The following is a 7,511-nucleotide window of genomic DNA, read 5'->3' as shown; positions in this document are numbered from 1 at the left end:
AAGAAGGCAGCACCATTACTTTAGACGAAAAAGCTGCAGTTACATCATCTGATGGTTATGGACTTCATGCAGAAGGTCCAAAAGCCCAAATCACGAAGACAAAAGGTGCTGTAAGTGGAAAACAAGCTGCATTATTTGCAGAAAAAGGTGGACAGATTGATGCCACAGATGTTGCTTTAACAACCACAGATGACAACGGAACTGGCGCAAAAGCCGATGGCGCTGACAGCGTCATTACATTAAAAGGCACAACAACCATTGAAAAAGTTGCAAACGGCCTTGATATACAAAATGAAGCTACAGCCAGTATGACCGGTGGTTCCATCACAGCATCTCAAATAGGTGCTCTTTTCAACGCTAGCGGAAGTGATGAAAATAAAAACACGCTGGACAATGTAAAAATATCGAGCAGCAAAGATGACGCCTTGATAGATAAAGGAATAAGTGCCGAAAAAAGCACTGTGTCTTTAAGCAATGTAACCGTCACTAAAGCGACAACAGGCATATTTGCAAATAATAACTCTACAATAACAGTGTCTGGAGGTTCATTCGACGGAAAAACTGATGGGGTATATGCGAAAGAAGGCAGCACCATTACTTTAGACGAAAAAGCTGCAGTTACATCATCTGATGGTTATGGACTTCATGCAGAAGGTTCAGGATCTAAGATCACAATGGCAGAAGGAACAGTAACAATAAAGAATGAAAAAGCTGCATTATTTGCAGAAAAAGGTGCACAAATTGATGCCACGAATGTTGCTTTAACAACAGATGGGAAAGGAACCGGTGCATTTGCAATTGGTCCTGATAGCAGAATTGAATTGCATGGCGATACAACAATTAACAATACTTGGGGCGGTCTTGGAGCAACTGATGGTGGTAAAATTACCAGTGAAAATTTAACCGTTATCGGTGGTGAAGCAACTGATCAAGACCCCGACAAAGACCGCTCTGGTGTATGGACAGCGGACTCTGGGAGTGAAATTCAGTTAACGGGCAAAACGATTATTGAAAATGTTGATGAAGGTTTTTATGCAGATGGTGGGAGTAAAATCATTAGCGGAGATTTAACAATAATCGGTGGTGAGTCCGAAGAAGCAACCGTTGGTGTAAGCACTTGGGAGGCCGGTAGTATAGTTGAATTAAATGGCAAAACAACCATTCAAAATGTTGATATTGGTCTCGCTACTGGTGAAGATGGCACAACTAAGATGGTTAATGGCGCTATTGATACTAATTCTAAAGATCTAGATCCCCAATCCGACACTCCTCAGAATGGGAAGAAAAATAAAATAGAAGCAAAAAAAGCTGCACTGGTTGTAATAAATGGCGGACATATTGATCTGAAAGATGTTTCTGCCACAGCAGAAGTTGCCGGTTTACAATTCGCAACTTTCTCTGACAACAATCCAAATGGCTCGCATGATCCACAAAAATATCATAGCAATGAGATCAACCTGACCAATGCAGAGCTTCATGCTGAAAATGGCACAGGAATTTTCATTGGAGCTGTTGTTGAAAAAAGCATCGAAGATGCGGCAGCCCCATCAATCGGCACAGTCAATCTTAAAAAATCAGAAGTCCATGCTGACGTATTATTAGGAGATGGTATTTTTTGGGACAAAATGTCATGGAAAGATAAAGATTTGTGGGATGATAAAGAGGTTAAAGCGATCTCCAACGGCACTTTTACATTAAACGCTGATCAGTCTACTTTAGAGGGCAGAGCGAATATTGCTAAAGACAGAAATGTACACTTTGATCTGAAAAACGATACAACATGGACGTTGAAAATCAGCAAAAACGAAAAAGATGCTGATGGCAATCTCCTTGATATTGCTCAAAGATCTCGTTCTGATGTTTCTGTGCTAAACCTCAACAACAGCTCCATTGTTTTTGATAAACCAACAGAAGATCATTACCAAACATTGCATATAGGTTCTGGTAAACCAGACACGCAAGAAGTCTACAACGCAACGGGTGATGCGAAGATTTACTTCAACGCTGAATGGAGTGATGGTGCTGCAATAGATGACCAAAAAACCGATAGACTTTTGATCAATGGAGATGTCTCTGGTAACACATCAGTTTATGTTACGGGGCGCTTAGAAGGGAACAATGTCAAAGCAAATACCTCTGCTGCTGCCAATATCCGTGGTCTGTCACTCATTCAAGTTTCTGGAAAAGCAGAAGAAAACTCTTTCAAACTTGTAAATGGCTATACCACAAGAGATGGCTTACCGGATATGTATACACTACGTGCCTATGGACCAGACTCAAGCCAAGGCAAAGCCGATGTTGCGCAAAACCTGTTTGATGAAAAGAATGAAAATTTCTGGGATTTCCGTTTACAACCTGAAATTCTTGAAGCGGGTTCTGGCTCTGGTCCAAGTGTGATCGCCCCTGTAGCACAAACAGCGAGCTATTTGGTCATGCCAAATGCTCTCTTCTACAGTGGATTAACAGATATGGCTAAACAAAACGCGCTCTTAGCCAATATCAGAACATCTGTCTTAGGAAAAGAAGAAGAGAAACAAACCGGTTTCTTCCTTTACACCTATGGAAGCACAGGAACTTTATCTTCTGAACGCGGACCTCTCAAATACGGTTACGGTGCTGATATTCGTTATGCTGCTCTCCAAGCCGGTGTTACATTGGCAGCAATTGAAGGGCAAAATACCACAACACATCTCGGTCTTGTAGGCACCTATGGGCAGCTGTCGTTCACACCAAAGGACATAAAAGATGCAGGAAAGAACACGCTGGATAAATGGGCCATTACAGCCTATGGCAGTATACAGCATAACAGTGGTTTCTACATCGATGCACTCTTGTCCTATGGTATCCTAAAAGGGCATATCGCCAATGCCATCAGAGGCAATACCGCAAAATTGAACGATGCCAAAATGTTGAGTATCTCCACCACTGTTGGCAAAGAATTTGCAACAGGAATGGAAGGTTTAACATTTGAGCCACAAGCACAAATTGCCTATCAACATTTGATGTTTAACACCATTGAAGATGCTGATAATTTCACTGTTGATATGAACAATCCTTCTCAATGGTTAATCCGTGTTGGTGGACGTTTGACCAAAACCATTTCCACTGAAAACAGCCGTCCTATGTCTTTCTATGGAAAAGTAAACTTGATCAAAACCTTTGGTGATGATGGTACCATTCATATTGGTAGAGACTTTGACCTTGATCCTATGGGACCTGCAATTGAAGGCGGCATTGGCATCAATGCACAACTGTCTCACAATTTCTCCCTTCATGGTGATGTAAGCTATCAACAAAAGCTTCAGAAAACTGGTATAAGTGGTGCTAGCTTTTCAGGTGGAATACGCTATCAGTTTTAAGACAAGGCTGTAAAAATAGCCTATTCATTCTATTCAATTTAACAAAAAGGCAGCTCAATGTGCTGCCTTTTCGCTTTATATAAATCCTAATGACACTAAAACTACCCCCTGCCTTTTTATCAAGAAAAATATAAGGTATTTTTATCCAGAATATATTAAAACCCACAAATAATGAAAGCGGAAACCTTTTAATAAAAATGCAGTTTTGCAGTTTTATTAACCAAAGTACCTTTCATTTAAAGCTTTAACATAAAGCTCTTTATTAATTACGTTTTTAAACTGAAGATATGTCTGTTTTATCGCCCTCAATAAGATAAGCAATTATAAGAAACTTTCCCCTCATCTGAAAACTCAAACAAATTTTTTATCTATAAAATATTCAAACAAGAAAAAACACAAAAAACTATAAACGATAGGATCGTAAAATATATTCGAATAATTATTATAAAATGTCTTAAGAGACATAAAGAACTCTAAGTAATTATCAAAAATTATGTTTATTATTTTATCAAGATATAAAAAATAATCCCACTACAAACAGAAAATCAATAAACTCATTTAATAAAAAATAAACTATACATAATATGCATTTTCATGAAGATTATTTAAAATATTTGACAGAGAAGTAAAAACAACTTACCGAGCTAGAGTTAATGTAACAACACTAAGAACAGTAACTCATTTTCACTTCTTCTTATGAGGTCGGTGGGGAAATGAATATTGGGGACTTCAAAGGAGAATACGGGTGTATAAAAAATCCCTTTTATCATATACAGCAACAGTCGCGATCATACTCTCTAGTATCTATTCCAATGCACATGCTGAATCTCTTGAAGCTTCTGGAGAAGGACACGCCATCACCGGAGAAACCGGAAAGGCCTATGAAATTCTTCATGCAAAAGAAAGTGGCAAAATCACTGGTGAAAATTTAACCGTAACCGGAAATAAAGACACCAATAAAGGCGCTAACAAAGGCTCCAGCGAAGGGGGCGTCTCCCCTCCTCCCGGATCATCTTCTTTAGAATCACCGGCTGCTGTAACAGCTGAAGGCAAGGATAGTATAATCACATTAACGGGTAATAAAACAACCATTAAAGGAACTGATTCTGCCATTATCGTAGGTGTTGAAGCAAAAGACGGTGGCACGATCTCCATAACTGGAGGCTCCATTAATGCTTCTGATTTTGGTGCGATCTTCTTGAACAGTAACAGCGACAAAAACAAGCTGGAAAATGTAACAATATCAAGCGATGATGATAAAACACCACTGGGATTCGGAGCAGGAGCAGAAAACAGTACAGTCACTTTAAAAGATGTAATCATAAAACAAACAAACAATGCTGTAAGTGCAAAAGGTGGCTCTACAATAACAATCACTGGAGGTTCATTTGCTTCAAAAGCAGCAACAATAGTTGCCTCGCAAAACAGCAAAGTCACTATAAACGATTCTACAATTACATCATCTGATGACTCTGGACTCTTGATAAACGAAAGTGGCTCAATCTCCATGACTGGAGGATCTATTAATGCTTCCTACGCTGGTGCTAGCTTCTCGAACAGTAACAGCGACAAAAACAAGCTGAAAAATGTAACAATATCAAGCAATGAAGACGGAAAACAAATAACCTTTGGAGTAACCGTAAAAGAGAACAGTACAGTCACTTTAGAAGATGTAACCGTAAAAAAAGCGGGAAACGCTATTCTTGCAAATAATAGTTCTAAAGTAAAGGTCACTGGAGGCTCATTCGCTTCAAAAGAAGCAACAATAGCTGCCTTGAAAAACAGTGACATCACTATAGAGGGCGCTCAAATTACATCATCTAATGACACTGGACTCTGGGCACAAGAAGGTGGCTCAATCTCTATGAATGGCGGTTCCATTAAATCCTCATACGCTGGTGCTTCCTTCTCGAGAAGTAAAAACGAAAACAACAAACTAAAGAATGTAGAAATATCAAGTAATAAAGAGGGAGAATTATTAATCATTGGAGTAGAAGCAAAAGATAAAAGTCTTGTTACTTTAGATAATGTCAAAGTGACTCAAGCAAAAAATGCTATCATTTCAGATAATAACTCTACAATAACAGTCTCTGGGGGATCATTTGTTTCAAAACAAGCAACAATATTTGCGCAAAACGGCGGCACAATCACTATAAATGATTCTAAAATTACATCATCTGATAACACTGGGCTCTGGGCAAAAGACAATAGCACAATCAAAATGACGAAAGGAAAAGTTAAAGGAGGAATTTATGCAGCATTAACTGCTGAAAACGGTGGACACATTAATGTTACAGATGTTTCTCTCTCAGTAGCCACAGGTGGTGGAGCTGGTGCAAATGCCAGCGGCCCTGATAGTATGATCGAATTGCATGGAACAGAAATTGATCATGCTTTTCTTGGGCTTTATGCAGAAAAAAATGCTATAATTAAAATGACCGGAGGAACTATTACAACTTCTACAGTTGGTGCTACCTTTTATGACAGTAAAAGCAATGAAAATAAGTTGGAAGATGTGACAATATCGAGCAGTCAAAAAGGTGAAACGGTAGTGTTTACAGGATTAAATTCCCAAGCAAGCAATGTCACTTTAAAAAATGTACACATTACAAATGCAAAATTCGGCGTATATGCAATGGATCATTCTAAAATCACAATATCAGGAGGATCATTTGTTGGAAACGATATAGGGATTAACGCAGAGAGTGGCAGCACCATTGCTTTAACCGATGATGCCAAAATTACATCATCTAATGGTTATGGGCTCCATGCAAGTGGACTAGATTCCACCATCACAATGACGCAAGGAAACATAACGGGAAAAGAGGCAGCATTGGCTGTTGAAAACGGTGGGCATATTGATACAACAAATATTTTTGCAACAGCAGAGAGAAATGGCATAAAATTTGAAAATCCTGAAGAAGATACAACCTCAGAAATCAATTTAACCAACGCAAAGCTTCACATTAAAAACGGCATTGGAATTAACGTAGATGAGTCAACCGGCACAGTCAATCTTGGCAAAAAATCAGAAATCCGTGCTGACGTTCTATTAGTAACCAAAGCTTCAGCTGAAGAAAATGGTTTAGCTTTTACACTCAATTCTGATAACTCCATATTAGAGGGTAGAGCAAAAGTTATTAACAGTCCTAAAACAATCTTTAATTTGCAAAACAATACACAATGGATTGTAAAAACCAGCACAAACGAAAAAGATGATGATGGCAATCTGCTTGATATTGCTCAAAGATCTCGTTCTGATATTTCCACGCTCAATCTTAACAACAGTACTATTGTTTTTAATGGACCAACAGAAGAGCATTATCACACATTACATATAGGCTCTGGTAAACCAGACACGCAAGAAGTCTACAACGCAACGGGTGATGCAAAGATTTACTTCAACATTGCTTGGAGTGATGGTGCTGCAATAAATGACCAAAAAACCGATAGACTTTTGATCCATGGGGATGTCTCAGGCTCTACAACAGTTTATATCAAAAGCGATACAGGGGATGAAAGTAGTGTAATAAATGCCTCTGATCCTTCCAATATAGGTGGACTTTCACTCATTCAAGTCTCTGGAGAAGCAAAAGAAGACTCTTTCAAACTTGTCAATGGCTATACCACAAGAGGTCGTTTACCTTATAAATATACGCTAACGGCTTATGGACCAGAGTCAAGCCACGGACAAGCCGATGTTGCACAAAATCTGTTTGATGAAAAGAATGAAAATTTCTGGGATTTCCGCTTACATAAAGAAATTCTTGAAACGGATTCTGGTTCTGGTCCAAGTGTGATCGCCCCTGTAGCACAAACGGCCAGTTACTTAGTCATGCCAAATGCTCTCTTCTACACGGGACTAACCGATATAGCTAAACAAAATGCACTTTTAGCCACAATGAGAACATCTGTCTTAGGAAAAGAAGAGGAAAAACAAACCGGTTTCTTCCTTTACACCTATGGAAGCACAGGAACTTTATCTTCTGAACGCGGACCTCTCAAATATGGTTATGGCGCTGATATCCGCTATGCTGCTCTCCAAGCCGGTGTCACATTAGCAGCAATTGAAGGGCAAAATACCACAACACATTTCGGTCTTGTAGGCACCTATGGGCGACTATCTTTCACTCCAAAAGAGATGCAGGATGC

Annotated in this window: 2 protein-coding genes; both read left to right on the top strand. The window is 39.2% G+C overall.

From position 1 onward, the window contains the following. Positions 1 to 14: 14 nt before the first annotated feature. Positions 15 to 3,359, top strand: a complete 3,345-nt coding sequence (locus ACFIKG_RS07930; protein ID WP_375652057.1) for an autotransporter outer membrane beta-barrel domain-containing protein — start codon at positions 15 to 17, stop codon at positions 3,357 to 3,359. 745 nt (positions 3,360 to 4,104) lie between these two features. Beyond that, positions 4,105 to 7,511, top strand: a 3,407-nt coding sequence (locus ACFIKG_RS07925; protein WP_375652053.1) for a right-handed parallel beta-helix repeat-containing protein, incomplete at its 3' end; no start/stop codon positions are given.

Origin of the sequence: Bartonella sp. LB28NMGDW (assembly GCF_042194435.1) — a bacterium.
In the GTDB taxonomy this organism is placed as follows: Bacteria; Pseudomonadota; Alphaproteobacteria; order Rhizobiales; family Rhizobiaceae; genus Bartonella; species Bartonella grahamii.
Note: the sequence above shows the minus strand (reverse complement) of the source record. Positions and strands in the feature narration are given on the sequence as shown.